Annotated in this window: 24 protein-coding genes and 1 pseudogene; 13 read left to right on the top strand and 12 right to left on the bottom strand. The window is 71.2% G+C overall.

From position 1 onward, the window contains the following. Positions 1-3: 3 nt before the first annotated feature. Positions 4-879, top strand: coding sequence for a dihydrodipicolinate synthase family protein (locus BBK82_RS37795; protein ID WP_065919224.1), 876 nt, complete (start codon positions 4-6; stop codon positions 877-879). Positions 880-1,202: 323 nt separating this feature from the next. On the opposite strand, the gene BBK82_RS37790 is transcribed toward BBK82_RS37795, so the two are convergent. Together BBK82_RS37790 and BBK82_RS37785 are read right to left on the bottom strand one after the other, a co-directional pair. Then, positions 1,203-2,147: an NADP-dependent oxidoreductase gene (locus tag BBK82_RS37790; RefSeq protein WP_065919223.1), complete on the bottom strand. Its 945-nt coding sequence runs from the start codon at positions 2,145-2,147 to the stop codon at positions 1,203-1,205. Positions 2,148-2,245: 98 nt separating this feature from the next. Further along, positions 2,246-2,800 carry a cupin domain-containing protein gene (locus BBK82_RS37785; RefSeq protein ID WP_237047789.1) on the bottom strand — a complete coding sequence of 185 codons (555 nt, stop codon included), beginning with the start codon at positions 2,798-2,800 and terminating at the stop codon, positions 2,246-2,248. A 55-nt stretch (positions 2,801-2,855) separates the two neighbouring features. Here BBK82_RS37785 and BBK82_RS37780 point away from each other — a divergent pair, with 55 nt between their 5' ends. Continuing rightward, positions 2,856-3,353, top strand: a complete 498-nt coding sequence (locus tag BBK82_RS37780) for a MarR family winged helix-turn-helix transcriptional regulator (RefSeq protein WP_065919222.1) — start codon at positions 2,856-2,858, stop codon at positions 3,351-3,353. Between the two features lie 58 nt (positions 3,354-3,411). Here the strand turns inward: BBK82_RS37780 and BBK82_RS37775 are convergent, their stop codons facing one another. Then, positions 3,412-4,227 carry an enoyl-CoA hydratase/isomerase family protein gene (locus tag BBK82_RS37775; protein ID WP_065919221.1) on the bottom strand — a complete coding sequence of 272 codons (816 nt, stop codon included), beginning with the start codon at positions 4,225-4,227 and terminating at the stop codon, positions 3,412-3,414. 87 nt (positions 4,228-4,314) lie between these two features. Between BBK82_RS37775 and BBK82_RS37770 the strand changes: the two genes are divergently transcribed. Further along, positions 4,315-4,722: a winged helix-turn-helix transcriptional regulator gene (locus BBK82_RS37770; protein WP_065919220.1), complete on the top strand. Its 408-nt coding sequence runs from the start codon at positions 4,315-4,317 to the stop codon at positions 4,720-4,722. Positions 4,723-4,763: 41 nt separating this feature from the next. Further along, the gene (locus tag BBK82_RS37765; protein ID WP_154697745.1) at positions 4,764-5,753 is read left to right on the top strand and encodes a hypothetical protein; all 990 of its coding nucleotides are present in this window, start codon (positions 4,764-4,766) and stop codon (positions 5,751-5,753) included. A gap of 57 nt (positions 5,754-5,810) precedes the next feature. On the opposite strand, the gene BBK82_RS37760 is transcribed toward BBK82_RS37765, so the two are convergent. Next, on the bottom strand, positions 5,811-7,514 hold the full coding sequence (locus tag BBK82_RS37760) for an RICIN domain-containing protein (protein WP_065919218.1): 1,704 nt from the start codon (positions 7,512-7,514) through the stop codon (positions 5,811-5,813). A 376-nt stretch (positions 7,515-7,890) separates the two neighbouring features. Between BBK82_RS37760 and BBK82_RS37755 the strand changes: the two genes are divergently transcribed. Both BBK82_RS37755 and BBK82_RS37750 read left to right on the top strand, forming a co-directional pair. Then, positions 7,891-9,276: a pectate lyase family protein gene (locus BBK82_RS37755; protein ID WP_071812757.1), complete on the top strand. Its 1,386-nt coding sequence runs from the start codon at positions 7,891-7,893 to the stop codon at positions 9,274-9,276. 8 nt (positions 9,277-9,284) lie between these two features. Beyond that, positions 9,285-10,244, top strand: a complete 960-nt coding sequence (locus BBK82_RS37750) for a pectate lyase family protein (RefSeq protein WP_065919216.1) — start codon at positions 9,285-9,287, stop codon at positions 10,242-10,244. Positions 10,245-10,252: 8 nt separating this feature from the next. On the opposite strand, the gene BBK82_RS37745 is transcribed toward BBK82_RS37750, so the two are convergent. Beyond that, positions 10,253-10,810 carry an SMI1/KNR4 family protein gene (locus BBK82_RS37745; RefSeq protein WP_170068033.1) on the bottom strand — a complete coding sequence of 186 codons (558 nt, stop codon included), beginning with the start codon at positions 10,808-10,810 and terminating at the stop codon, positions 10,253-10,255. A 79-nt stretch (positions 10,811-10,889) separates the two neighbouring features. Here BBK82_RS37745 and BBK82_RS37740 point away from each other — a divergent pair, with 79 nt between their 5' ends. Then, positions 10,890-11,882, top strand: a complete 993-nt coding sequence (locus BBK82_RS37740) for an ADP-ribosylglycohydrolase family protein (protein ID WP_237047788.1) — start codon at positions 10,890-10,892, stop codon at positions 11,880-11,882. A 71-nt stretch (positions 11,883-11,953) separates the two neighbouring features. Here BBK82_RS37740 and BBK82_RS37735 read toward each other — a convergent pair whose 3' ends face one another. Continuing rightward, the gene (locus BBK82_RS37735) at positions 11,954-12,739 is read right to left on the bottom strand and encodes an SDR family NAD(P)-dependent oxidoreductase (protein WP_335618010.1); all 786 of its coding nucleotides are present in this window, start codon (positions 12,737-12,739) and stop codon (positions 11,954-11,956) included. Positions 12,740-12,792: 53 nt separating this feature from the next. Here BBK82_RS37735 and BBK82_RS37730 point away from each other — a divergent pair, with 53 nt between their 5' ends. Then, the gene (locus BBK82_RS37730; RefSeq protein ID WP_237047787.1) at positions 12,793-13,395 is read left to right on the top strand and encodes a TetR/AcrR family transcriptional regulator; all 603 of its coding nucleotides are present in this window, start codon (positions 12,793-12,795) and stop codon (positions 13,393-13,395) included. A 103-nt stretch (positions 13,396-13,498) separates the two neighbouring features. Here BBK82_RS37730 and BBK82_RS56975 read toward each other — a convergent pair. Beyond that, positions 13,499-13,588: pseudogene (locus tag BBK82_RS56975) on the bottom strand (helix-turn-helix domain-containing protein); the annotation flags it as partial. Between the two features lie 710 nt (positions 13,589-14,298). Between BBK82_RS56975 and BBK82_RS37720 the strand changes: the two are divergent. After that, positions 14,299-15,702, top strand: coding sequence for an amidase (locus BBK82_RS37720; RefSeq protein WP_065919213.1), 1,404 nt, complete (start codon positions 14,299-14,301; stop codon positions 15,700-15,702). Positions 15,703-15,705: 3 nt separating this feature from the next. Here the strand turns inward: BBK82_RS37720 and BBK82_RS37715 are convergent, their stop codons facing one another. The 4 genes from BBK82_RS37715 to BBK82_RS37700 all read right to left on the bottom strand — a co-directional run bounded on the left by BBK82_RS37715 (position 15,706) and on the right by BBK82_RS37700 (position 19,344). After that, positions 15,706-15,954: an Atu4866 domain-containing protein gene (locus BBK82_RS37715; protein ID WP_065919212.1), complete on the bottom strand. Its 249-nt coding sequence runs from the start codon at positions 15,952-15,954 to the stop codon at positions 15,706-15,708. Positions 15,955-15,985: 31 nt separating this feature from the next. Continuing rightward, positions 15,986-17,362 carry an amidohydrolase family protein gene (locus BBK82_RS37710; protein WP_065919211.1) on the bottom strand — a complete coding sequence of 459 codons (1,377 nt, stop codon included), beginning with the start codon at positions 17,360-17,362 and terminating at the stop codon, positions 15,986-15,988. A gap of 166 nt (positions 17,363-17,528) precedes the next feature. Beyond that, the gene (locus BBK82_RS37705; protein ID WP_065919210.1) at positions 17,529-18,374 is read right to left on the bottom strand and encodes an SDR family NAD(P)-dependent oxidoreductase; all 846 of its coding nucleotides are present in this window, start codon (positions 18,372-18,374) and stop codon (positions 17,529-17,531) included. Positions 18,375-18,498: 124 nt separating this feature from the next. After that, entirely contained in the window at positions 18,499-19,344 is an 846-nt protein-coding gene (locus tag BBK82_RS37700) for a helix-turn-helix transcriptional regulator (RefSeq protein WP_065919209.1), read from the bottom strand. 92 nt (positions 19,345-19,436) lie between these two features. Between BBK82_RS37700 and BBK82_RS37695 the strand changes: the two genes are divergently transcribed. Continuing rightward, on the top strand, positions 19,437-20,219 hold the full coding sequence (locus BBK82_RS37695; RefSeq protein ID WP_065919208.1) for a helix-turn-helix domain-containing protein: 783 nt from the start codon (positions 19,437-19,439) through the stop codon (positions 20,217-20,219). Between the two features lie 9 nt (positions 20,220-20,228). Here BBK82_RS37695 and BBK82_RS37690 read toward each other — a convergent pair whose 3' ends face one another. Next, positions 20,229-20,516, bottom strand: coding sequence for a DUF1330 domain-containing protein (locus tag BBK82_RS37690; protein ID WP_065919207.1), 288 nt, complete (start codon positions 20,514-20,516; stop codon positions 20,229-20,231). Between the two features lie 129 nt (positions 20,517-20,645). Between BBK82_RS37690 and BBK82_RS37685 the strand changes: the two genes are divergently transcribed. The 3 genes from BBK82_RS37685 to BBK82_RS37675 all read left to right on the top strand — a co-directional run bounded on the left by BBK82_RS37685 (position 20,646) and on the right by BBK82_RS37675 (position 23,447). Beyond that, the gene (locus BBK82_RS37685; RefSeq protein ID WP_065919206.1) at positions 20,646-21,575 is read left to right on the top strand and encodes an AraC family transcriptional regulator; all 930 of its coding nucleotides are present in this window, start codon (positions 20,646-20,648) and stop codon (positions 21,573-21,575) included. 57 nt (positions 21,576-21,632) lie between these two features. After that, complete coding sequence (locus BBK82_RS37680) at positions 21,633-22,625, top strand: MerR family transcriptional regulator (protein ID WP_065921674.1); 993 nt, start codon at positions 21,633-21,635, stop codon at positions 22,623-22,625. Between the two features lie 84 nt (positions 22,626-22,709). Continuing rightward, positions 22,710-23,447 (top strand): transglycosylase SLT domain-containing protein, encoded by a 738-nt coding sequence (locus BBK82_RS37675; RefSeq protein ID WP_065919205.1) that lies wholly within the window; start codon positions 22,710-22,712, stop codon positions 23,445-23,447. Position 23,448 lies beyond the last annotated feature (1 nt).

Below are 23,448 nucleotides of genomic sequence, written 5' to 3'. Positions count from 1 at the left end.
ACCGTGTTCCACGGCCTCAGTGCGTTCCCGCTCACGCCCACCGGTGAGGACGGCATCGACAGCAACTCGTACGCCCGACTCGTCGCCCGTGTCGCGGCGGCCGGCGTCGACTCCATCGGTGCGCTCGGTTCCACCGGCGGCTACGCCTACCTCACGCGCGAGGAACGGGCACACGCCGTGAAGATCGCGGTCGAGGCCGCCGGTGGAACACCCGTCATGGCGGGCATCGGTGCGCTGCGCACCTCACACGTCCTCGCGCTGGCCGAAGACGCGCAGAACGCCGGGGTGTCCGCCGTGCTGCTCGCCCCGATGACCTACCAGCCGCTCACCGACGACGAGGTGTTCGGCCTGTTCGCGGACGTGACCCGCGAGCTCTCGGTGCCGTTGTGCGTCTACGACAACCCCGGCACCACGCACGTGCGGTTCAGCGACGAGCTGCACGGCCGGATCGCCCAGCTCCCGAACGTCGGCTCGATCAAGGTTCCCGGCGTGCCCGGCCCGGCGCAGGCGCGGATCGACGCGCTGCGGGCCCTCGTTCCCGGCACGGTCACGATCGGCGTCAGCGGGGACTGGACGGCCGCCGGTGGCCTGACCGCCGGCGCGGACGTCTGGTACTCGGTCCTCGGCGGCACGTTCCCGTCGACGGCCCTCGCGATCACCCGTGCCGCACAGGCGGGGACGGCCGCGGGGTTGTCCGAGGAGCTCGAACCGCTGTGGACGTTGTTCCGCCGCCACGGCAGTCTGCGCGTCATGTCCGCCGCCGCGTCCCACCTCGGGCTGACGGGGGAGCCGAACCTGCCGCGTCCCCTGCGCGGACTGGACGAGGCCGCCCGCCGGGAGGTGGTCGACGTGCTGACGGCGCTCGGCCTCACCAGCTGAACGCGCCCCGGTGCGGCCCTTGGCCAGTCCAGGGGCGTTGACGTTCGGCACGTACCCCACGTCCGCGGCGGCGGCCAGCACGGTGTCCAGCGTCTTGGGGCGCACCCGGTCCGGCTGGCTGAAGGCGGACGACACCGTCGCGATCGACACCCGGTGCGCTCGGCGACGTCGTAGACCGTGGGCTTGCGCGCCGTCAGGTCGCCTCCCCGGTGCGGTCCACGACTGGCGCGGCACGGCGCCCCGGCGAGGTGATCGCCGACGGCGTCGTGCTGTCACGCGGTGAGGGGCCTCCGGTGCTGCGCCGGCACCGATGACGAGCGGGGTCAGGCGCCGGGGACGAGGAAGACGACCTTGCCGCGGACCGCGCCCGCCGCGGCCTGGACGTGGACCTCCGGCAGGTCGGTGAGCGGCACCCGCTGGGCGACGTCGACCCGCAGGTCACCGGAGTCGACCAGCGCCACCAGCTTCGCCAGCTGCTCGGCGTCGCTGCGGACGTAGAGGTTGACGCCGCGCACGTCGCGGTCCTCGTCGGTCGGTGCCGGCATCCAGATCGTCGTGTTGACGACGACCCCGCCGGAACGGACCAGCGTGACCAGCTCGGCCAGCACCGCCAGGTCGACCGGCGCGAGGTTGAGCACGACGTCGACCTGCTCGGTCACCGCCGAGAGCACGCTGGTGGTGGTGTGGTCGACGACCTCGTCGGCTCCCGCGGTCCGCACGGCCTCGGCGCTGGCCGGGCTGGCCGTGGCGATGACGTGGGCACCGGCGCCCTTGGCCAGCTGGACGGCGTACCCGCCGACCGGCCCGCCCGCGCCGTTGACGAGGACGCGCTGCCCGGCCTTCAGCTGACCGTGGTCGAAGAGCGCCTGGTAGGCGGTCAGCCCGACCACCGGCAGCGCGGCGGCGTCGGCGAGCGGAACGCCCTTGGGCGCCGGGGTCAGCGCGGCCGCCGGTGCGATGACGTACTCGGCCGCGGCACCGGGCTTGGTCATCGGCAGGAACCCGACGACCTCGTCCCCGACCGCGAAGCCCTCGACGCCCTCGCCCAGCACCTCGACCGTGCCGGCCACGTCGAGACCCGGCGTGTGCGGCAGCTCGACGGGGATGGGGCCCTGCATGACCCCCTTGCGGATGTTGCCCTCGACCGGGTTGAACGTCGTGGCCGCTACCTTGACCAGGACCTCGCCGGTCGCGGGAACGGGCTGCGGCACGTCCTCGTACCGCAGGACCTCGGGGCCGCCGAACTCGTGGAAGCGCACTGCCTTCATCGGAACTCTCCGCTCTTGCGTCTTGCTTCGAACTTGAAGCAACTGGGATCTACGTTAGACCTGCTTCGAATTCGAAGCAAAGTGACGTGCGGCACGCGTCAGCGGGGTGGGCCCAGGACGACGTTGCCGGAGAGCTCGGCGGCCTCCGCGAGCAACGACTGCGGGATCCCGAACCCCTCCGGGCGCGGTTCGCGCAGGTCACGACCCGCGTGACGGAACATCTTCTCCAGTCCGCCCGGAGTCGAGATGAGCAGGAGGTCGGCCTTCTCGGAGGTGATCCGGTAGGAGTGCGGGATGCGGCGGGGCAGGAAGACGATGCCTCCCTCGCGCAGTTCGTGTTCCTCCTCGCCGACCCACACCAACGCGGTTCCGGACAGCAGGAGGAAGACCTCGTCCTCGTTGTTGTGCATGTGCCACGGCGGCGCCTCGCCGAGTTCCGCGTCGAAACGCCCGACGGTCAGCTGCCCGCCGGTGGTCTCGGAGTCGAGCAGGACGCTGAACACGCTCCCGCCGATCCACTCGAGCTGCTGCTGGTCTTCCCGCTGGGCGAGGTGGGGGATGCTCAAGGCCGTCCTCGTGCTCGGTGTGAACGTCATCTGCTTGTCGACCTTCGTGCCCGCCGCTGCCCGATCACCACGCCCGGCACTGCTCACCTGTGCTCAGCGCTGCCCTGGCTCTCCTTCAAATTCGAAGCAGTAGACTCCGCCCATGCCCGACTCGCCGCCGTCGCTCGACCCCGTCCAGCTCGGGGCCTACTTCGCCCTCGTCGAGGTCACCAGCCTGCTCCGGCACGCCGTCGAGCAGCAGCTCAAGGAAGCGGGCGACCTGAGCTACGTGCAGTTCCAGCTGCTCGCGCGGCTCGGCGACTCACCCACGGGCAGCCACCGCATGACCGACCTGGCCGACGGCGTCGTCTACAGCCGCAGCGGCCTCACCTACCAGGTCGGCCTGCTGGAGAAGGCGGGCCTCGTCGAACGCGCCCCCTCCGCGGACGACGAGCGCAGCGTCACGGTCACCATCACCGACGCCGGCCGCACCCTGCTCGCGGCCGTGCTGCCGGGCCATGTCGAGGTGGTCAGCGGTCTGCTCTTCGAACCGCTCTCCCGCGACGACGTCCACCGGCTGGCCGACCTGCTGGCACCGGTGCGCGACCACATGCGGGCCGCTCCGCCCCGGTCGGCGGCACCGCGCCGTCGCAAGGCCTGACGTCGCCGAGTCGGGGACCGCTCTTCTGCCGTCCAGGTCGGCTGCGGCTGGGCTCCCTTCAGGCGATGCGCCGCATCAGCCCTTCAAGATCCCGTTCCCCGTCCACGGTCTGCGCACCCGCCCTGAGCGCCTCGCTCATGAGCCTCCGGGCAGCCGGACGCGTCACCAGCGACGCCCACGCGTCGTCCTCCACCGCCAACCCGGCCGCGAGGTCCGCCGGCGGCAACGCCCGCTTGGCAGCGGCGACCACACCGTCGGCGAGTGAGGCGATGGTCCGCGCGACTTGGGCGACGTGGGCGTCGAGCGAGGCGGCGGGCAGAGCCCGGTTGATCCACCCGTAGGCCGCCGCGGTCCTGGCGTCGACGAGCTCGCCGGCGAGGACCAGCTCCAGTGCGCGGTTGCGGCCCACGCGATCGAGCAGGTACTGGGTGGCGCCACCGCCGGGTGTGATGCCCATGAGCGCCTCGACCTGCCCGAGGCCCGCGGTCTCCTCCGCCGCGAACGCCAGGTCGGCGGCGGCCACGAGCTCCGCGCCTCCGCCGCGGGCCTTGCCGGCCAGCTTGACGATCGAGATCTGAGGCAGGTGCCGGAGCAGCTCGCCGGTGTGCTGGAAGATGTTCAGGCCCGGTGGGGTGGACGCGGCGAGCTCTTCCAGGAGGTCCTGCTGGTCGAGGATGTGCATGTCCACGTGCGCGATGAAGAACTCGGGGTTCGCGCTCTCGAAGACGACCACCTTCACGGAGGCGTCCAGCCGGCTCAGCAGGTCCCGCAGCTCGCGCATCATCGTGGCGCTCAGGGCGTTCACCGGTGGGTTGTCGAGGACGACCGTGAGCACGCCGTCCTGGGTGGCGGTGCGCAGCGTCGAGAAGGTCATGGAAGATCCGTTCCTAGGTATTCGATGCATACCTAGGGTCAAATGCGGTGCTAGCCTCGTCAAGAACGCACTCGCGGGACACCAGGGATGCTGGAGGACACCACCGTGGCGGACGCCGAGGCTCCTGCGCTCGTCTTCAGCGCCGACTGCCCGAGCCGGCCGATCCTCGACCAGATCGCCGACAAGTGGTCGATGATGGCCATGGCGGTGCTGGAACGACCGACCAGGTTCAACGAGCTGAAGCGCCGGCTCGACGGCGTGACGCAGCGGGTCCTCACGCAGACGCTGCGACGGCTGGAGCGCAACGGGATGGTCGAACGCACGGTGCTGCCGACCTCACCGGTCGGGGTCGTGTACTCGCTGACGCCGATGGGAGAGTCGCTGCGGGAGCCGTTCTGCCGGCTCTACGGCTGGACCGTCGAGCACAGCGCCCAGATCCAGCGGTGCCAGCGCGAGTACGACGAGCGGGTGCAGACCGGGACGAGGTCCGGCTGAACATCGGACGGACCCGGCACACGGCGTGAGATGGTGGGTCGGTGGACACGACGCACACTCTCGGTGCTGTGGCACATCCGGGCGGCCTGCTGGTGCGCCGCCCGGAACTGACCGTTGGCGTCGTGCGCGCGACGTCCTGGCTTTCGGCCTTCGAGGTCGAACTGCTGGCCCGCCGCCCGCTGGACCGTCGTGACACGACTGAACGCCAGCGGGACATCCGCGCGGGCGGGCCGGTCCAGCCCGCGCCCCGCCGGTTGCTGCCGGCCTACGACGAGGGTCTCGACCTGCGCGTGGCCCGGCTCGACGAGACCGGCCACGCGCACTGGGAGTTCGCCATCTCCGGCTCCTCCGGCAGCGGCGACCACTTCGGCGGCACGTCCGGACCCAGTCATCGAGCGCTGTTCCGGTTCCCGCCGACGTTCGACGAGATGTCGCTCGTGCTCGCGTGGCCGGAGATCGGCTTCCCGGAAACGGTCCTCACCGTGCCGCTGCCCGACCGGACCACCGTCGAGCAGACCACGACCTCGATTTGGCGGGCACCACTGGACGTCCGCCCGGTGCCGGAAGGGCTGACCCACCACGTCGACCGCGGCCACGACCCGCCGGCGATCGAGGCGGGCACGATCGCCGCGCCACCCCGCGTGCTGCACCGGCGCGACCACCGCGCCGCCGTGGTGCTCACCCGCCTGACCGCCGTGGACTCGTTGCTGTCGCTGGAGCTCCACTGCGTCGCCACAGGTCATCTCGCGGACGTGGTGAACGAGAACGCGTTCCCCTCCGCGCCGCCGGTGCGCGACCCGGTGAACATCCGGACGAGGGGCCCCGGTGCCTCGGTGGCCGTCGTCCGGGGACATGAGGCCCACTGGATCCGGCACGGTGGAGGGGTGGCCTCCGGGGGAGATCAGAGGTTCTCTTCCCTCCGGGAGCTCACCGTGCAGCGCCCGGAGGACGACGTGCTCGACCTGGTGGTCGCGTGGCCCCTCGCCGGCCTCGACGACGTGCGGGTGCGCATCCCGCTCGGCTCCGCATGACGACAAGGCGGGTCAGCACGGCTGACGTGCTGACCCGGCCTGGATGGGTGGCGGCGGTCAGAATGCGACGGTCTTGCCGCCGAGGGTGACGACCAGCTTGCCGTCGGAGGCGAACGACCAGCCGAGGGCGCCGGTGTGGTTGGCGCACCGCGAACCGTTGCTGCCGGACCAGAACTGGTTGGTCGAGTCGGAGTTGCCGACCACCTTGTCGTTGCTGCCGCTGCTGCTGCGGCAGGACGTGTTGCCGCGGAACACCGAGCTGCCCGCGTCGAACGAGAAGTTGCGCTCGTCGTTGTCGATGCTGAGGTTGCTCGACACGGTCATGGAGCCGGGGTTGCGGTTGTAGGTGAAGCCGTGCTTGCCGTTGTCGTAGGCGATGGTGCGGGTGACGGTGTGGTTGACGCCGATGTCCTCGCCGCCGAGCTTGAACCCGTTGCGGTCGCCGTTGCCGGCCTGGCCGCCGTTGCTCAGGGTGCCGTTCTTGTACGCCAGCGAGTCCTCGATGGTGACGGCGCCGATCGGACCGGTGTCGGACTTGGTGTAGAGGTCCCAGCCGTCGTCGATGTTGTTGTGCGCCACGGCGTAGCGGAACACGTTGCCGGGGCCGGAGGTGAGCTTGGCGGCGAACCCGTCGGCGTCCTCGCCGTCGGAGTCCGCGTTGTCGTGCGACTCCGCGCTGAGGATGAGGTTGTTGGCCGGCCACTGGTCCTTCGGGGTGGTGGACAGCATCCGGGAGAGCTGCAGGCCGGTGTCCCGGTTGAACCGGGTGATCGTGCGTTCGAAGATGTTGTTGCTGCCGCCCACGAAGATGCCGTTGTCCCCGGCGCGCTCGACGATGATGCCGTAGACGTGCCAGTAGGAGCCGTTCACGGCCAGGCCGCGGTTGGCCGGGTCCTCGCTCTGCGCCGAGAAGTTCAGCACCGGCTTCTCGCCCTGGTAGGCCGTCAGCTTCTTGCGCGCGCTGGACGTGCCGTTGTTGGTCGGCGGGATCGTCACCGTCTGCGCGAAGTTGTACGTGCCGCCGCGCAGGAAGATCGTGCCGCCCGCCGCGACGCGGGGGAGTGCGGCGGTCAGCGTCGTCGGGTCGGAGATCGTGCCGGTGGCGTTGTCACGGCCGGTCGGTGACACGTAGAGCGCGTTCGCGGGCGGCGCGGTCGTGGTCGTCGTCGGGTCCGTGGTCGTGGTGGTGGTTGTGGTCGTCGTGGTCGTGGTGGTCGTCGTGCCACCGCCGGCCGGGGCGAGCGTCCACTGCTTGGTGGCGGCGCTGTCGCAGGAGTTGGTCTGGATCAACGCTCCTGGTGCCGTGGAGTTGTCCTTGACGTTCAGGCACTTGCCGCCGTTGGCGTTGACCAGGCGGTGGTTGCCGCCGCTCGCGGTGAGCGCCCAGACCTGGCTCGCCGCACCGGTGCACGACTCGAGCTGGACCGGCTTGCCCGCGCTGGTCGACGCGTCCCTCACGCCGACGCACAGGTCGCCCGCGGTGATCCGCACCCCGCCGCTGACCTCGGTCAGCACCCACTCCTGGCCGGCGCACGCCTGCTGCCGCAGCTGGGTTCCGCTCGCCGGGCTCGTCCCCGCGTCGAGGCACTGGCCGCTGCCGGCGTTCTTCAGCACGTAGGTGCCCGCGGCGCTCGCGGTCGCGGCGATGCTCGGCCACGCCGCCAGCGTGGTGACCAGTGCGACGACGGCGCCACCCGACACCAGTCCGGCGCGGACGCGGCGTTGCCCCGCCGAGCGCGCGAGCTGTTCCGAAATGCGCATGAAGGCTCCACTTCTCAACGCTGAGAGAAAGGTTTTGCGGGTCGGACCAGTGGCGGGGTCTCGTCGGGATGTTAAGAGTATTCTTCTGGCGACGTCAACGTTCGCAACCGATGGTCGCAGTCGATGTGCGTTGTCGAATCAATCGAACGCCCAGGTCATCGCCTGTCGAATAGAAACCTGTCCTGAACAGGTCTTTCCCGTCCGATCACATTCGTGAACAGATCGGGCTATTTCCTCGGTTCACCAGCATGAACATTGTGGCATCCCGGTGTTCTGCATTGCGTCTTTCTCGGCACTGCCGTTAACGTGCTGACGAGCGCGCTCAAGGATCACGTCATACCCCTGTCTGTCGACGAGTGGATCCACGGAGACTTCCATGCGCACAAAATCCCTTCTCGCCTGCGTCGGCCTTTTCGCGGGCGCAGTGGTGGCGGTGTCGTCCTCGACCGCACTGGCCGCACCGACCCGGTACGAAGCGGAGAGCTCGCCGGCGGTCTGCTCCGGCTCGGTCGACTCGAACTGGACGGGCTTCACCGGCAGCGGCTTCTGCAACGGCACCAACGCCACGAGCGGCTACGCCCAGTTCACCGTGACCGCCGCGGCGGCGGGCACCGCGACGCTCGGCATCCGGTTCGCCAACGGCACCACCACCGCGCGCCCCGCCGACGTCGTCGTCAACGGCACCACCGCGCAGTCCACGTCGTTCGAGGGCACCGGTGCGTGGTCGACCTGGGTGACCAAGACGCTGACCGTGCAGGTCGGCGCCGGCACCAACACGATCCGGCTCAACCCCACCACCTCCGGCGGCCTCGCCAACATCGACCACCTCGACTTCGAGGCGGGCGGCACCACACCTCCTCCGCCCGGAGGCCCCGTCGGCTGGGCCTCGCAGGCCGGCGGCACCACCGGCGGCGCGGGCGGCACCACGGTCACCGTGAGCACGTTCGCCGACCTCCGCGCGCAGGCGCAGTCCTCAGGCGCCAAGACCATCCTGGTCAGCGGCATGATCAGCGGCTCCGGCACGGTCGAGGTCGCACCGGACAAGACCATCCGCGGCGTCGGCGCGAGCTCGGGCATCTCCGGCACCACCCTCAACATCGAGGACGCCAAGCCCGCCAACGTGATCATCCAGAACCTGAACATCCGCGGCGTGCGCGGCACCGACGCGATCCAGATCGAGAACGCCTCCCACATCTGGATCGACCACAACACGATGTCCAGCACCATCGAGAACGACCCCGACTACTACGACGGCATGCTCGACATCACGCACGCCGCCGACTACATCACCGTCTCCTGGAACGTCGTCCGCAACCACTGGAAGACCTCGCTGGTCGGCCACTCCGACGGCAACGGCGGCGAAGACCGCGGCCACCTGCGGGTCACCTACCACCACAACTGGTTCGACCGCACCTTCGAACGCAGCCCACGCGTGCGTTTCGGTGAAACGGTCCACGTCTTCAACAACTACTACTCCAACATCAACAACAACTCCTCCTCCTACGCCATCGCATCGGTGATGGACGCCGGTCTGCTGGTGGAAGGCAACGTCTTCGAGAACGTGCAGCAGGCGTGCTGGTCCAAGAGCGGCTACGCGGACTCCGACCCCGGCCGCCTGGTGGCCCGCGACAACTCGCTCACCAACTCTGGTCCGTGCGAGGTCGACGGCACCGTCGCCGCCATCCCGTACCGCTACACCGCGGACCCCTCCACCACCGTCAAGGCGACCGTCACGGCGGGCGCGGGCGCCGGAAAGCTCTAGGAGCCACGATGACCTCCCGCATGACCCGCCGCACCCTGCTCGCCGGCACCGCGGGCGCCCTCGTCGCGGGCCACCTCACCACCCCGGCCGTCGCGGCTGTGGGATCCGACGGCTTCGCGAGCGTCAACGCGCTCGGCCAGAACGGAACCACCGGAGGCGCCGGCGGCACGGTCGTCACCGCGACCACCGCCGAACAGTTCCTCGACTACATCGACACGGTCGGCGCGCTGACCATCCAGGTCTCCGGCACGATCACCATCTCCAGCAAGCAGGGCGTCCGTCCGAACAAGACGGTCGTCGGCCTCGGCAGCTCCGCGGTCATCAACGGCGGCGGCCTGGACTTCTACCGCTCCTACAACGTGATCGTCCGCAACCTCCGCTTCACCGATGCCGAGGACGACGCGGTCAACATCGGCCAGAACTCCCACCACATCTGGGTCGACCACAACGAGTTCTCCGGGGCCGTCGACGGTGCCGTCGACATCGTCCGGGGTGCCGAGTACGTCACCGTGTCGTGGAACTGGTTCCGCGGCACCGACAAGTCGATGCTGATCGGCCACTCCGACGGTTCGTCGAGCACCGACAAGGGCCGGCTGAAGGTGAGCATCCACCACAACTTCTTCGACGGCTCCCGCCAACGCCACCCGCGCGTGCGCTTCGGTGAACCGGTGCACGTCTACAACAACTACTTCCGGGCAAACGAGCTCTACGGCGTCGCCTCCACGATGGACGCCGGAGTGCTGGTGGAGGGCAACTACTTCGAGAACGTCCCGTTCCCGGTCCTCGTCGGCTACGGCGACAGCGGTCCCGGCCGGGTCGTGCAGCGCGACAACGTCTTCGTCGGCTCCGGTGCGCCGCAGACGGCGGGGACGGTGCAGGAACCGCGCGGGTTCTACCCGTACACGCTCGACAACCCCGCTGACGTGCCACGGCTGGTGCGTGCGGGGGCCGGTGTGGGCCGGATCTGAGGAACGGATCAGTAGAGGTCGAGGAGGACCAGCGTGCTCTCCTCGACCTCGACCCGTCCGGCTTCGACCAGGTCGGCGGCGCGGGCCAGGAACGCGGTCAGCGACGGCGCCAGCGGCTCGCCCAGGTCCGGCACGTTGGGCCGGGACACGACCTGACCGGCGGTGCCGAGGTCGCCGGGGTTGAGGTCCAGCAGGTAGCAGTCACCGTCGACCGCGAGGAACGGCAGCCAGGACTCCGACCACACGGTCCACCGGTAGCAGCTCGGTTGCGCGACGGGTGTCGCCAGGTCGCCGACCGCGCCGGTCAGCACGGCGTGCATGTCGATGATCTCGTCGACGGTCAGGAAGTGGTGGTAGTTGAGCGGGCCGTGCAGCTGATGGGGATCGTCCTGGCCGGCCGACACGCGCAGCAGCGCGACCAGGTCGGCCGGCAGGTCGAGTCCCGTCGCGGTGGCGAGCCGGTCGAGGTCCTGGTCGGTCGCGCCGGGCAGGAACGGGGCGGTGCGGGGCAGCAGCCTGTCGATCAGGGCACGCAACCGGGCGAACTCCCTGGCGGTGTCGTTCACACCGGACAGTCTGACGACCTCGGACGCGCCGCGGCCCGCGGGGCGTCGCCGAGCCGACCGCGACGGTAGGGTCGGGATCGTGGACCGAGTCGCGGGATCGTTGTACGGGTTGGCTTTCGGGGACGCGCTCGGCAAGCCGACGGAGTTCCTGTCCGTCGCGGAGATCGACCGGCGGTTCGGTCCCGACGGGCCGGACGACCTGGAGGGCGACCCCGCCCTGGTCACCGACGACACGCAGATGGCGCTCGCCGTGGCGTGGGCGCTGCACGGCGTCGACCGGTACACCGCCGACGTGCTCGAACCGCGGCTGCGGGAGCGGTTCGTGGCCTGGGCGCACAGCCCGGAGAACAACCGTGCGCCGGGGATGACGTGCCTGCGCGCGTGTGGCGGCTTGGCCGAGGGCGAGCCGTGGGTGGAGGCGACCGTCGCCGGCTCCAAGGGGTGTGGCGCGAACATGCGGGTGACACCGGTGGGGTTGGTGCCGGACCTGGACCTCGACGTGCTCGCCGGGGTGTCGCAGCTGCAGGCCGCGATGACCCACGGCCATCCCACGGCGCTGGCCGCGTCCGAGCTCACCGCCTACGCGACCCGGCTGCTGGTCGACGGTCACGACCTGGCCGACGTGCCCGCCGCGTTGCTGGACCGCTGCCGGGAACGGCGTTCGGTCTACCTGGAGGAGTGGCTGGGATCCCTGTGGCGCACTCCGGGGGCGACGACACCCGCCGACTTCATCGCGCGCGGCTGGGACGAGTGCGCCGAGGTCCTCGAACGGCTGGAGGCCGCCCTCGCGGAACCCGACGACGGCCTGGACGCGAGCCTGGCCACCGGGGAGGGCTGGATCGCGGAGGAGGCGCTGGCGACCGGGCTGTACTGCGCGGTCCGGCACGCCGACGACCCGGTGCGGTGCCTGGTGCGGGGCGCGAGGACCAGCGGCGACTCCGACTCGATCGCGGCGCTGGCCGGGGCGTTCGCGGGCGCCGCGCACGGGGTGGCGGCGTGGCCGGAGGACTGGGTCGACCGCATCGAGTACGGGGACCAGTTGGCAGCGCTCGTGTCCGGTGTGGCCCGGTGACCTCGCTCGGCTTCCTGTGAGGGCTTTCGGGCCCGGTGTCCCGCGGCGCCACGGGACACCGGCGCGGAGCGTCAGATCTGGTTCTCGCCGCCGTCGACGTAGAGGTTGGCGCCGAGCATGAAGCTGCTGTCCGCCGACGCCAGGAACGCCACCGCCGCTGCCACCTCGTCCACGTGTCCCATCCGGCCGATGGCGATGCGCGCGGCCTCGTTCGCCTTGAACGCCTGCGCGTTCTCCTCGCCGACGAGCTCGGTGATCCCGGAGGTGTCGGTCGGGCCCGGCGAGATGGCGTTCACCCGCACACCACGGCCCTTGAGCTCGTTCGCCCACGAGCGGGTGAACGTCCGCAGCGCCGCCTTGGACGCCGCGTAGGCGCCGAAGCCGGGGGTGCCGCGGTCGGCGGCGGTCGAGGCGTTGATGATCACCGACGCTCCCTCGTTCAGCAGCGGGAGTGCTTTCTGCACCGTGAAGATCGTGCCCTTGACGTTGACGCCGAAGACCTGGTCGAAGTCCGCCTCGGTGATCGTCTCGATGGTCGCGAACGACGCGGTGGCCGAGTTGGCGAACAGCACGTCGAGACCCTTGCCGCGGGCGGCGACCGCCTCGTAGAGCCGGTCCAGGTCCTCCGGCACGGTGATGTCGCCCGGTACCGCCGTCACGTTCGCGCCGATGACCTCCACCGCCTCGTCGAGCTCGGTCTTGCGGCGGCCGGTGATGAACACGTGCGCTCCCTCGGCCACCAGCCGGGCCGCGGTGGCCCTGCCGATGCCCCGCGTGCCGCCACCGGTGATGACCGCGGTCTTGCCTTCCAGCCTGCGCATCCTGACCTCCACGTTGTTGTGCACCGATCGGTGCACAACGCCACCGTAGCAGTTGTGCACCGATCGGTGGCGAAAGGTAGGATGCGAGGGTGGTGGAGACGGGACGGGTGGGCCGGCCGCGCGAGTTCGACCTCGACGAGGCGCTCGAGAAGGCGATGGTCCTGTTCTGGGAGCGGGGCTACGACGGCGCGAGCCTGACCGACCTGACCGAGCGCATGGGCATCTCCCGCAAGAGCATGTACGCGGCTTTCGGCAACAAGGAGGAGCTCTTCCGCAAGGCGCTGCAGCGCTACTCCGACGGCACGGTCACCTACATCGTCGAGGCTCTGCAGGCCACCACCGCCCGTGAGGCGGCGGAGCTCTTCCTCACCGGCTCGGTGTGCGCCAACACCCGCCCCGGCTCTCCCGCGGGGTGTCTCGGGGTGCAGGGCGCGCTGGCGGCCGGGGAGACCGGGCAGATCGCGCGCGACATCCTGGTGGACTGGCGCGCCCAGGGGCAGGCGCACCTGCGCGACCGGTTCGCGCGGGCCGTGCGGGAGGGTGACCTGCCCGCCGACGCCGACCCGGACCTGATCGCCCGGTACGTCATGACGGTCGCGAACGGCATGGCCGTGCAGGCGGCGGGCGGCGCGACGCGCGAGCAGCTCCTGCGCGTCGCCGACGCCGCGCTGCGCAACTGGCCACCGGTCTGAGTCAGTCGGAGAACGCGGCCACGTACGACCGCACGCAGGCCTCCGGCGTCACGTGCGCGATGACGGCATGACCGTCGACGGCGAGCGGCGGGTCGACGTCGCGCGCGGGCAGCCGCAACGACCACCGGGCATACCCGGCCGGCGGCTGGGAGCAGGCCAGGGCGATCAGCCGGGCCTCCACCTCACCGGTCACCGGGGACGGCACCGGCGGCAGACTCAGCAACTCCCGCGACCCGCGGGCGCTGACCGGCCTGCTCGCCGCGCTCGGCGGCACCGCCCGCGCCACCACGCCCGCCGACGCCGCCGGTCCGCCGACCTGGTCCTCGTCGCCGTCCCCCTGGCGGCACACGAACAGCTCCCGCGCGAGGAGCTGGCCGGCAAGACCGTGATCGACCCGATGAACTACGTGCCGAGCGCCGCGTGGCGATCGTCCGAACTGGACAGCGGCGCGCTGAGCTCCGGCGAGCTCGTCCAGCGCCACCTGGCCGGGTCCCACGTCGTCAAGGCGTTGCACAACATCGGTTCCAAGCAGCTGCTGGGCCTGCACCGCCCGGCCGGTGCACGCCGACGACCCAGCGGCCAAAAAGGACGTGGCGGAGCTGCTCGACCGGCTGGGCTTCGACGCGGTCGACCTCGATCTGCTGGCCGAGACCTGACGCAGCGAACCCAACACCCCGCTCTACGCCTTTCCGTACGTGCCCGAGCCTCCGCGGGGTCTGACCATGCCGGACCTGGTGGCGTGAGTGCAGGCCGCGCCGGGCGTGCCCGTCTCCGCCGTCCGCGTCGAGGAACTGGCCGCGGCGGCCGTGCGCGGACCGGCCGGCTTCCAGCTGCCGTGACCACGGAATCGTTGCGCGAACTGGGATTTTATGGCTTCTGCGACAGGTCGCTAGCTTCGTTTTCATGGAATGGAGCTTTCGGTCTGCCGAAGAAATGACAGCCGCAATGCGTTCAGGTGAAGTGACCTCGCTGGAACTGACCGACGAGGCGATCGGCCGCATCGAGCGAGAGGACAAGGCGGTCAACGCGATCTGCGTGCCGGACTTCGACCGCGCCCGAGCCGCGGCCAGGGAGGCGGACGAGGCACGTGCACGTGGCGAGAACCGGCCGCTGCTCGGGGTTCCGGTGACGGTCAAGGAGTCCTACGACGTCGCCGGGCTGCCCACGACCTGGGGCATGCCGGCGCACCGGGACCACGTGCCGGCCGAGGACGCGGTGCAGGTGTCGCGGTTGAAGGCCGCGGGGGCGGTGGTGCTGGGCAAGACCAACGTGCCGTTGGGGTTGCAGGACATCCAGAGCTTCAACGACGTCTACGGCACCACCAACAACCCGTGGGACCACGAACGCACCTCGGGCGGCTCCTCCGGCGGCTCGGCGGCGGCGCTGGCGTGCGGGTTCGGGGCGTTGTCCATCGGGTCCGACCTCGCCGGCTCGTTGCGCACCCCCGCGCACTTCTGCGGTGTCCACTCGCACAAGCCGACGCTCGGGCTGGCGGCGACCCGCGGCATGGTCGCGCCGTCCGAACCGGTGTTGCCGGTCGAGCTGGACCTCGCCGTGGTCGGGCCGATGGCCCGTACCGCCCGCGACCTCGCGCTGCTGCTCGACGTGATGGCCGGGCCGGACCCGTTGACGTTCGGCAAGGCGTACGAGGTGAAGTTGCCGCCCGCGCGGCGCGAGCGGCTGAGCGACTTCCGGGTCCTGGTCCTCGACGAGCATCCGTTCATCCCGACCGGGGCAGCCGTGCGGGCGGGCGTGGACCGCGTCGCCGGCGCGTTGAGCGACGGTGGCGCGCGCGTCGAGCGGCACAGTCCGCTGCTGCCCGATGTCACCGAGGCCGCGACGCTCTACCTGCAGCTGCTGTTCTCGGGCTCCGTCGCACGGTTCCCGGTCGACGACCGGAGTCTCGACGAGGATCGCCTGCGTGCCATGGGGTTCAGCCATCAGGAGTGGATGGAGGCGAACCACCGCCGCGAGCTCCACCGGCACGGCTGGCGCCGGTTCTTCGCCGAGTTCGACGTCGTGGTGTGCCCGATCACGCCCACGCCCGCGTTCCCGCACGACCACCACCCCGATCTGCTGGCACGCCGCATCGACGTCGACGGTGTCGAGCACCCGTACTTCGACCAGCTCGTCTGGGCCGGCCTGGCCACGATGCCGGGGTTGCCCGCCACCGCGATCCCGGCGGGCAGGTCCCCGGAAGGCCTGCCGGTCGGGGTGCAGCTCATCGGTCCGGCGTTCGAGGACCGCACCCCGCTGCGGCTGGCCGAGCTGCTCGAACGGGAGATCGGCGGCTTCCGGGCGCCGTAGTTCTCACCGTTCCCGGTGCAGCACGAGGTGTTCGTGGTACAGGATTCCGTCGCGGACGTCGCCCGTCGCGGTGAACCCGAGGTCGTCGAAGTAGTCGATGTGGTCGCCTTCGACGGTGTACCGGCCGGTGTAGGCGCGTTTGCGGCCGTCGCGCTCCTCCTCGTAGCGGCCGCCGGGCAGGAGCTCCTGGCGGATGCGGCCGTCCGCGGTGACCCACATGCCGACGTGGGGGTGGGGTGCGGTGGTGGGCATGGTCTTCGCCTTCCGTTGGTGTGCAGTCGATTCAGGACGAGTGCGCGGCCTTGAGGATCCGGTCGCGGGAGGCGCGGACCTCCTGCCCGAGCGCGGGCACGTCGACGTCCAGGACGGTGCCGGCCCACTTGCGGACCTGGCCCGCGATGAACACCGCCTGGATGTTGCGGGGGTCGGAGCCGAGGACGAGGGTGCCGATCGGGTCGTTGAGCGGCATGTTGTTGATGTCCTCGGCGTGCACGAGCAGCAGGTCGGCCTGCTTGCCGGGGGTGAGGGAGCCGGTGACGTCGCCGAGGCCGATGCTCTTGGCGCCGTGCAGGGTGGCGAAGTCGAGCACGTCGTGGACGCCGATCCGGGTGGGGGTGGCGGTGGTGCCGTAGGCGGCGTTGACGGCACGCATGCGCTGGATGGCGTGCAGAGCGCGCATCTGCGTGAACATGTCGCTGGCCAGGGCGACCTCGACGTCGATGCTCAGCCCGGGGCGGATGCCGGCGGCGAGTGCCTCGTCGATGGCGGGAACGGCGGTTTCCAACCCGATCTGCGCCTCGGAGGTGGGCGCGAGGGAGACCGCCGCACCCGTGTCCGCCATGGCCTGCCAGGCCGCGCCGGTGAGGCCGGTGCAGTGGATCAGCGAGACGTCCGGGCCCAGGAGCCCGTCGCGGGCCCAGCCCAGGATCGCGTCGGACGACGAGGTGCCGAACACGGCGTCGACGCTGACGCCGATGCCGAGGTCGCGCGCGACCTCGGCGAGACGGGGGCCGTAGGCGAGGTCGGGTCCGCAGATCTCGTCGGTGGCCAGGGTCGCGAGGCGCAGGGTGATCAGATTGTCGCGGCTGGAGAGGCAGGTGCTCTGCAGCCGCGCCAGGTCGGCCGGCCACTGGCCCGCCCAGTCACCGAAGTGCGGGCGCATCGACGCGTGCACCCCGCGGATGCCGGTGTCGGCGAGAGCCTGGATCGCGGCGTCGGAGTGGGCCGGTGTGCGGGAGTTGTGGGAGAAGTCGAGCATGGTGGTGATGCCGCTGTCGATCGCGGTCAGCGCGGCGAGCTTCGTGCCCGTGTACATGTCCTCGGGCTGGTAGACCGGCGCGATGCCGGCCAGGGTGGACATGACGTACTCGCCGAGGTCGTTGACGTCGGGCATCACCCGGCGCAGCTGCGCCTCCCAGGCGTGGCGGTGGGTGTCGACGAAACCGGGGGCGACGATCGAGCCGGTCGCGTCGACGACGACCGCGTCGGTGACGGGGACCTCGGCGGCGACGGCGGCGATCCGGTCGCCCTCGATCAGCACGTCACCCTCGGGCAGGGTGCCCAGCTCGGGGTCCATCGTGACGACGGTGGCGCCGGTGAGCAGGACGCGGCGGCGGGGATCGGAGGCGTGCCGGCGGAGCTGGTCGAGAGTGGGGGACATGGTTCTGTCTTCCTGAGGTCAGCGAGTGAGGTGGTGCCATCCGGTCAGATGGCCCGGGAGGTCGGCGGGAACGGCGATCGCGGTGCCGCCGGCCGGCGGGGTGTTCGCGAGCAGAGCGAACGTGCTGGAAGGCCTCCTCGTCCGGGAGTCGCCGGGAGAAGGGGAGTCAGAGCGCGGCGACGTCCTCGTGGGCGGTGGCGGCGGACTTCTCCCGCCACGGCGCCAGGTCGCGCTCGACCTGGGCGAGCTTCACCTGCAGGCGGTCGAGCGTGTCGGGGCCCAGGTACAGGTGGGTGGGCAGCTCGTCGCCGCTGGTGACCTCGTGGATCAGGGCCGCGCACTTGACCGGGTCGCCCAGCTGGGTGTGGTTGGCCGTGCCGGCCCAGTCCAGGGTCACGTGGGCGGGCGTGCCGTCGTAGTCGGCGATCCGCTCGGCCGCGAGCGACAGCGAGCTGGCGTCGAGGAAGTCGGTGCGCAACACGCCCGGCTCGACCACCATGGACTGGACGCCGAACGGCGCCAGCTCGGCCGACAGCGCCTCGCTGATCCCGGCCACCGCGAACTTCGACGCGCTGTACAGGCTCACGCCCGGCTCGCCCTCGAAACCCGACCGCGATCCGATGTGGACGATCTTGCCGGAACCCTGCGCCCGCATGCCGGGCAGCACGGCGCGGGTCATGGTGATCAGACCGAAGACGTTGAGGTCGAACAGGGACCGCGCCTCGGCGTCGGTGATCTCCTCCAGCGCGCCGAGCAGACCGCGGCCCGCGTTGTTGACCAGCACGTCGATCCCGCCGAAGCGCTCGGTGGCGGCCCGCACGGCGCCGGGGACGGCGGCGGCGTCGGTGACGTCCAGCGCGACGACCAACGCGTTCGGCGCCGTCTTCAGGTCTTCCGGCACGCGGTCCGGGTTGCGCACGGCGACCACGACGTCGTCACCGGCGCGCAGGGCGGTGCGGGCGATCTCCGCGCCGAGGCCGCGGGACGCTCCGGTGATGAACCAGGTGGACATGAGGATCTCGCTCCTTCTGCCGGTGCGGCGGGCATTTCCCGCTGCTGACAGGAACGAGTCTGTCCAGGTGGGACAGCCGGAAGAAGGCCGCGCGTTTCCTGGGAGGAACGCACCCACCCAGCGATCAGCCCAGCGGGACCTCCGACGCGCTCACCACGCCGGCCTGCGCACGCAGCCGCCGGAACGCCTCCACCGTCGGCGAAGCGGGTTCGGCCTGGTAGACCACCAGCTGCTGGTCCGCGGCGCCGCTGACGGTGAACGTCGAGAACTGGATCACCAGGTCACCCACCCGCGGGTGGCGCAGGTGCTTGACCTCCTGGGTCTTGGGCTTCACGTTGTGCCGCGCCCACAGCCGCGCGAACTCCGGACTGCGCTCGGACAGCACGCCCACGACCTCGGCGATGCGCGTGTTGCCGGGATCGTGCCCGTACGCGGCGCGGATCTCGGCCACGCAGGAGTGCGCCGCACGGTCCCACTCCCGGTAGAACTCGCGTCCGGCCGGGTCGAGGAACACCATCCTGGCCAGGTTGTCCGCCGGGCTGAAACCCGCGTGCAGCGCGGCGGCCATGGAGTTGCCCGCCAGCACGTCCAGCGCGGGCCCGACGACGAACGCCGGTGAGTCGGACCAGCTGTCCATCAGCTGCCGCAGCTGGGCGCTCACCGGGAGGCCGCCCGTGCCGCGCCACGGCCTGGCCTCCGCCGGCCGCACCAGCAGCCACAGGTGCTCGGTGGTCGCCGCGTCGAGCTGCAACGCCCGTGCGACCGCCTCCACCACCTGCGCCGACGGGCTGGACTCACGGCCCTGTTCCAGGCGCATGTAGTAGTCGCTGCTCACCCCCGCGAGGATCGCGACCTCCTCGCGGCGCAGGCCCTTCACGCGGCGGCGGCCGTGTTCGGGCAGTCCGACGTCCTGCGGGGTCAGGGCCTCGCGCCGGGCACGGAGGAAGTCGCCGAGAGGTGTGCCGGTCATGACGGCGACTCAACCCGCGCGGCGCTTCCCCGTCAACCGTGGGTGCGACGCACCCAGGCTGGGCACCGGGCTGCTGACCTAGCCTCGATCGCATGGACGACGAGCGGAACACGGCGCTGGGCACGTTCCTGCGCACGCACCGCGCTCTCGTCCGGCCCGAGCAGGCTGGGTTGACCGCCGCGGGGCGCCGCCGAGTGCCTGGGCTGCGCCGGGACGAGGTCGCCCTGCTCGCCGGGCTGAGCGCCGGCTACTACGCCAGGCTGGAACAGGGCCACGAGCGCCCGACCCACCAGACCGTGGAGAGCCTGAAGCACGCGCTGCGACTGGACGAGCACGCCGCCGTCGAGCTGCACCGGCTGGCTCGCCCCGCCACCCGCGACCGGCGCGACCGCGTCAGCCCGCACCTGCTGGCCCTGCTCGACGACTGGACCGCGGCGCCCGCCTACGTCCTCGGCCGCTCCGGTGACGTCCTCGCGCGCAACGCCCTCGCCACCGCGCTGCACGACCGCTTCACCCACTGCGGCAACCTGCACCGGATGATCTTCCTCGACCCGCCGGACGCGAGTTCTTCCGCGACTGGACCGCCGCGGCCGCGCCGCCGTGCACGACCTGCGCGCCGCCGCCGCCGACACTGCGCGGTCGGCGAGCTCGCCATCGCCAGTGCCGAGTTCCGCAGGCTCTGGGCCGAGCCAGGGCCACGCGGCCCGGTCCGGCCCGGCACCTGCTTCCTCCACCCCGACGTGGGCGAGCTGCACCTGCGCACGGAGGTGTTCCCGATCAGCAGCGCGCCCGGCCGGCGACTGGTCGCCCAGCCCGCCGAACCGGGTTCCCGCTCCGCCGACGCCCTGGTGCTGCTCAGCACCCTGGCGGCCTGAGCGCGGGTGTCAGGCGGTCTCGCCGACGACCACCTTGACGGTGGAGTACCTGCGGCGCAGCTCCTTGAGCGGCTGGTACTCCGGCGAGTCCCAGAACGCCTGGACGGCCGCCCGGTCGGCGAACTCGTGGATCACGAGCGTGCGCGGCTTCCAGTCGCCTTCGAGCACCAGCGCGTCGGCGTCGGTCAGCACGTTGCGCGCACCGGCCTTCTCGATCAACGGCAGCACGCCGTCGACGTACTGCTGGAAGCCGTCCTGGTCCGCGACGTTCAGGTCGATCACGACGTAGGCGGTCATGTTCGTGTCTCCTCAAGATGCGACGTGTTGGTCGTCAGCAACGCTATGGACTCGGCAGGGTCGTTCCAATGCGAGTGGAGACCGGTTACATAATTAGAAAGACCGTTCTAAGCGCCGTACCATGATGCAATGGACGTCTTCAGCGACGTGATCGCCACGGTCCGCGCGGGCCGCGCCAAGTTCACCCGCTCCCGCCTGAGCGGCCGGTGGGGCTACGCGTTCGGTCCCTATCCGGGCGCCGGTTTCCACGTCGTCCTCGAGGGCACCTGCTGGCTGATCCCGCCGTCCGGCGCGCCCGTCGCGCTGGGTGCCGGCGACGTGGTGTTCCTGCCGCACGGCGCGGTGCACGGGCTGAGCGACAGTCCGGACAGGACGGTCGCGGAGCTGCCGCTCGCACCGGAGGCGGGCCCGCCGGACCACGAGCCCACACCCGGCCAGGCCCACCTGCTGTGCGGCGCCTACCGGCTCGACCGCGGGCAGGCCCACCCGTTCCTGCGGACGCTGCCCGAGGTCGTCCACCTCCCGGCCCGGCTCGGCGACCACTCCGCGCTGCGCAGCGCGGTGGACCTGCTCGGCGCGGACCTCATCGAGGCCAGGCCCGGTGCCGCGGCGGCTGTTCCCGCTCTGATGGACCTGCTGCTGGTCTACCTGTTGCGCGCCTGGCTCGACGAGGAGTCCGCCCGGCACGGCCCGCGGGGTGGCTGGTGCGTCGCGCTCACGGACCCGGTCGTCGCCACGGCGTTGCAGCACATCCACCGCTCACCCGCGCACCCGTGGACGGTCCAGGAGCTCGGCGCCGAGGTCGGACTGTCCAAGACGGCGTTCGCCCGCCGGTTCACCTCGCTCGTCGGGCAGGCTCCGATGGCCTACCTGACCTGGTGGCGGCTGAGCACCGGCGCCCGGATGCTGCGCGACGGCCAGGCACCGCTGGCCGCGATCGCCCGCACCGTCGGCTACACCTCGGAGTTCGCCTTCTCCAACGCCTTCAAGCGCGAGTTCGGCACCGCACCGGGCAAGTTCCGCCGGGAGCAGCGCGACGTGGCCGCCTCGGTCCGCTGATCCTCGCCGGGCTGCCGGGTTGCACCTCAAGCCGCTTGAGATCCCATAGTGGACCTCATGGACACGCACGATCTTTACCCCATCGGAGACGTCGCGCGGCGGACCGGCCTGAGCGTCAGCGCCGTCCGGTACTACGCCGACGCCGGTGTCGTCACGCCGGCCGAGACGACACCGGCCGGCCACCGCCTGTACGACGTGTCCGCCATCGCACGCCTCGAACTGGTCAGGACGCTGCGCGAGCTCGACGCGGGCCTCGACGAGATCCGGCAGGTGCTGGCCGGCGAGGCGACGTTGCGCGAGCTGGCCACGACCCACATGGCGCTGCTGGCCCAGCACGAGGCGCGGCTGCGCACCCGCCGCGCGGTGCTGTCGGCCATCCTGCGGCAGGACTCCACGGCCGAGCAGGTCACGTTGATGCACAAGCTCGTGGGCATGTCGGACGAGGAGCGTGACCGGCTGGTCGACGAGTTCTGGACCGAGGTCACCACCGGCTGGCAGGCACCGGACCGGATGGTCGAGTGGTGGCGGGCGGCCCGTCCGGTGCTGCCCGACGACCCGACCGCGGCCCAGCTGGAGGCGTGGATCGAGCTGGCCGAGCTGGTCAGCGACGGTGAGGTCCGGCAGGCGCTGCGCCGGGAGCTGCACGAGGTGTGCACGACCGGGGCCGGCCCGCTGATGTCCTCGTCGCCGATGCTGGACGCGTTCGAGGAGGCCGCGCCGATCGGCCAGGCGGCGATGGACGCGGCCCGCGACCAGGTGCCGCCGGACTCGCCGCGGGGTCGCGAGATCGCCGACCAGTGGATCTCGTGGCTGACCGGCGTCTTCTCGGTGGCGGACGTCCCCGCGATCCCGGACACACCGGAGTTCCGCCTCCAGACGGCCGACCAGATGCTGAAGGGTGCGGAGTGGGAGCGCACGCGACTGGAGTCCGAGGGACCGTTCGACCGGTACATGGCGCTGGTGAGCGCGGTGAACGGCACCGCTCCCGAGGAGTTCTCGTACGAGTGGTTGGCCGCGGCACTGCGCGCCTCTGTGGCACCGCCTCGCTGAGGTGATGGTCCAGGCGTGCAGCTCTGCTGTCCCAGCGCGCAACGCCGATGTCGCCGCGTGCGGCGAGCAGCCAGGCTGAGGGCCATGAGCAGGTTGAGTCCCGAGCAGATCGCTCAGCACGCCCGTGCCGCCGGGTTCGAAGGTCAAGGCTTGACCATCGCGATCGCCGTCGCCCTCGCGGAGTCCAACGGGGACACGCGGGCGCACAACAGCAAGCCGCCGGACGACTCCTATGGCCTCTGGCAGATCAACATGCTGGGCGCCATGGGCCCCGAGCGGCGCCGGCAGCACGGGCTCGACTCGAACCGCGACCTATTCGACCCGGCCGTGAACGCCAAGGTGGCCAACGCGATCTCCAACGACGGCAAGTCGTGGACCCCGTGGTCGACCTACACCAACGGCGCCTACCGGAAGTACCTCGACATCGCGCGCCGGGCGGCACGGGAGGCGCCCCGCAGGACACCCCCGCGGCGTGGCGGCGGTGGTGGCGGTGGCAGCGGCGGTTCGCCACGCGACGGGTTCGCCGTGCGGCCCGGTGCGCTCGACCACTACGTCAAGCAGGGCAAGGACGTCGCGGACGACCTCGCGGCCATCGGCACCCGGCACGTGCGCCAGGTCGGCAGGATCGCCGACGACAGCTTCGGGCGGATCGGCAAGGAGACCGGGTTCGCCGCCGCGCTCGAGACGTTCGGTGCCGCGCTGCACCGGCAGGTTGACGGGGTGGGGCGCAACGCGGACCGGCTGGCCAGGTCGACCGGGCGCCTGGCACGGGCCTACCGCGCGCAGGACGACGCGATCGCCGACGACTTCAAGCGAGGATGAC

This window comes from Lentzea guizhouensis, from assembly GCF_001701025.1.
Taxonomy (GTDB): domain Bacteria; phylum Actinomycetota; class Actinomycetes; order Mycobacteriales; family Pseudonocardiaceae; genus Lentzea; species Lentzea guizhouensis.
The sequence above is the reverse complement of the archived record's forward strand: the minus strand, read 5'-3'. Positions and strand labels throughout refer to the sequence as shown.